General features: G+C 32.0%; 4 protein-coding genes. 1 reads left to right on the forward strand and 3 read right to left on the reverse strand.

Features of this window, described 5'->3' with window-relative positions; genetic code table 11:
* Positions 1–154: 154 nt before the first annotated feature.
* Positions 155–760, reverse strand: coding sequence for a transposase (locus DIU01_RS08790; protein ID WP_290833580.1), 606 nt, complete (start codon positions 758–760; stop codon positions 155–157).
* A 120-nt stretch (positions 761–880) separates the two neighbouring features.
* Between DIU01_RS08790 and DIU01_RS08795 the strand changes: the two genes are divergently transcribed.
* Entirely contained in the window at positions 881–1,063 is a 183-nt protein-coding gene (locus DIU01_RS08795) for a T9SS type A sorting domain-containing protein (protein ID WP_290833582.1), read from the forward strand.
* A 68-nt stretch (positions 1,064–1,131) separates the two neighbouring features.
* On the opposite strand, the gene pyk is transcribed toward DIU01_RS08795, so the two are convergent.
* Complete coding sequence (gene pyk, locus DIU01_RS08800) at positions 1,132–2,562, reverse strand: pyruvate kinase (protein WP_290833584.1); 1,431 nt, start codon at positions 2,560–2,562, stop codon at positions 1,132–1,134.
* Positions 2,563–2,567: 5 nt separating this feature from the next.
* A complete protein-coding gene (locus DIU01_RS08805) occupies positions 2,568–3,068 on the reverse strand; it encodes an IPExxxVDY family protein (RefSeq protein ID WP_290833586.1) in 501 nt (166 codons plus the stop codon).
* Positions 3,069–3,115 lie beyond the last annotated feature (47 nt).

A 3,115-nucleotide genomic window follows, 5' to 3' on the forward strand; every position in this document is an offset into this window, starting at 1 on the left:
ATTTGGATTTAAAACATCTACACCAAGCTCCGCAAAGTGTTCTTTTACCCACTGCGCTGCGCAAATGTCTCCTGACTTTGCCCCCAAGCTACGCAAAGTGTTCTTTTAACCACTGCGCTGCGCAAATGTCTCCTGACTTTGCGCCACATTAATATCACTTTTCATAGCTATTATATTTTATAAAAGAATTTGGATTTAAAACATCTACAATAGGAATTTGAACAATTTCAACATCAATTATTCCTTTTCCATTAACATAATTTGATGCACTTGAATATATATAATCTTGTGGAGATGATACTATTCCTGCACGAACAGGATTAAAATGAGTATAATCAATTTTTGACCACATAAATTTTTCTGAATAAATCTCTTCGGCATGATTGCTAAGTTGCCAAAATTGATAGTTTTTATTTCTGGAATGTGTTTCTGTTGCTAATTTAAACCTTTCTAACATCCAATCTCTTCGGCTTTCAGGTTCAGTTTGAATTTTATCTAATATTGTTTTTGCTGTAAATTTTTTAAAATCTCTAATCAAATCTGATAGTTTTCCATCTTCAGATTGAATTATTAGATGGATATGATTAGTCATTATTACATAACTAAATAATATCATTCCTTTATTTTTCACGCAAAAGTTTAAGCATTCTAAAACTACATCACGAAAATTTTTTCTCGAAAAAACATCCACCCAATCAACTACTGTAATTGTAAAAAAATGAGGTAATGTTTGATCCCTTATAACATATCCTTCTTTCATAGGTTTAAGTTTTATCAAATGTAAAAAAATTCCGCAAAGTCAGGAGACATTTGCGGAGCTTTTCACGAGAACTTTTTTAGAATATGAAATTCAGATCCATGTGGTGGAATTCCTTCAAGAATGGCAGAAGACGGAAAGAATATTCTTAAAGTATATGACATGTTAGGTAACTTGGTTTACACAAAAACCTACAATTCGTTAGAAATTAGAATTAATGATTTAAACCTTAAACGTGGTCATTATATTTTAAATGTATTCACTTCAAGTGGTAAAACAAATAAAGAAATAATAATTGTTGAATAAAGACTTTCTTTAAATAAAAAATCCCGTGAAAACGGGATTTTTTCTGTTTAAAGTATATACTTTTGAAATTATTCTATTTCAGTAATTCTTAATGTGTTTACCATTCCTTTGTCAACTACTGGCATTGCTGCAAGATTAATAAGAATGTCGCCTTTTTTCACATAACCATTTTGCTTTGCAATTTCGTTAATGTCTTCTACAGTGTCATCGGTGCTTACAAATTTGTCATAGAAAAAAGCATTCACACCCCAAAGTAAATTCAATTGGGTTAAAATTCTTTTATTAGAAGTATAAACCAAAATATGTGCCGATGGACGCCAAGCCGAAATTTGAAACGCCGTATAACCACTATTTGTTAGAGTAGAAATTGCTTTTGCTTTAATATCGTTAGCCATTGTCGCTGCGTGATAACAGATAGATTTTGTAATAAATCGTTTTGTTCTAACGTGAGGCGGATTTTGTGGCACTTGAATAAGCGGAGAATCCTCAACAGCTTCAATGATTTGTGTCATTTTTTCAATTACTTGAACAGGATAATTTCCAACAGAAGTTTCTCCAGACAACATCACAGCATCGGCTCCATCCATTACCGAGTTGGCAACGTCATTTACTTCAGCACGTGTTGGAGTCAAACTAGTAATCATCGTTTCCATCATTTGTGTTGCCACAATTACAGGAATTCTCGCTGTTTTGGCTCTGTGAATTAATTTCTTTTGAATTAACGGAACTTCGTGCGCTGGAATTTCAACTCCTAAATCACCACGAGCAACCATCAAACCATCGCAGAAAGCAACAATTTTATCTATATTTTCAACCGCTTCTGGTTTTTCAATCTTAGCAATTATCGGAATTTTATGATCAGAATGTTTAGCAATTAAATCTTGCAATTCTTCTAAATCGGCTGGAGTTCTTACGAATGAAAGCGCGATCCAATCTACTTTTTGTTCGATTGCAAAAATGGCATCTTTAACATCTTTCTTTGTCAATGCCGGAAGCGAAACTTTAGTATTTGGTAAGTTTACACCTTTTTTAGATTTCAATGGTCCGCCTTGAATAACTTTACAAACAACTTCTGTCGTTCCGTTAGTTTCAAGAGCTTCAAACATTAATTTTCCATCGTCAAGAAGGATTTTTTCACCCGGTTTTACATCTCTCGGAAATTCAAGATAGTTCATATAAACGCGGTCTTTTGTTCCAGGAACATCTTCTGCAGTTTGAAATGTTATGATATCTCCAGGGTTTACAACGACATCTTCCTTCATAACTCCAACACGAAGTTTCGGACCTTGTAAATCTCCAAGAATAGCAGTTGTGTAACCGTATTCTTGATTTAATTCTCTGATGATATCGATTCGCTCTTTTACGTCTGTATAGTCGGCATGAGAAAAATTAATACGGAATACATTTACTCCAGCATCAATCATGTCTTTAATTACTTCTTTTGAACTACAAGCTGGACCTAGTGTGGCTACAATTTTAGTCTTTTTTCTTGTTGACATTTTTATTAAAAAATTAAATTATTTTTCGATTTTATATTTTCTTTATCAATACTATAAACCATGTTTATATTGTCGATAGCGTTTATTTTAGATACAATTTCTGAGACATTGATTTCGTTGGCTGCATTTTCAATTTTTAAGAAAAAATCTACTTTTTTAAATTCAGATAGTAAATAAGCCGAAGAAGAGAAAGTGTTTTTAGTGTTCGAAAATAAATCTTGAATCGCATTATTTTCGATACCAACGACTTCGTTTTTATTTTGAATCAAATCCCAATTGATGACTTTTTTTTCGTCTTCAAATGTAAATCGGGCAAAAGATGTTTTTCCTTTTTTTACTTGAAATTGGATATCAACAGTACTTTTGCTTAAACAAATTTCTAAATCTCGATTTAAAAAATAAGCCAAACGATAATCTTCCAATGATGTGTGAATGGCGATTATGTGATAATCAACCTCTTCGAAATCTTCAATATATACTTTATGATATACTTTTTGAACTGTCATTTATCGCTAAAATAAGTTGTAAAGATAAGATTTATAAAAAACAAAAC

It is taken from the genome of Flavobacterium sp. (assembly GCF_003525665.1).
Taxonomy (GTDB): domain Bacteria; phylum Bacteroidota; class Bacteroidia; order Flavobacteriales; family Flavobacteriaceae; genus Flavobacterium.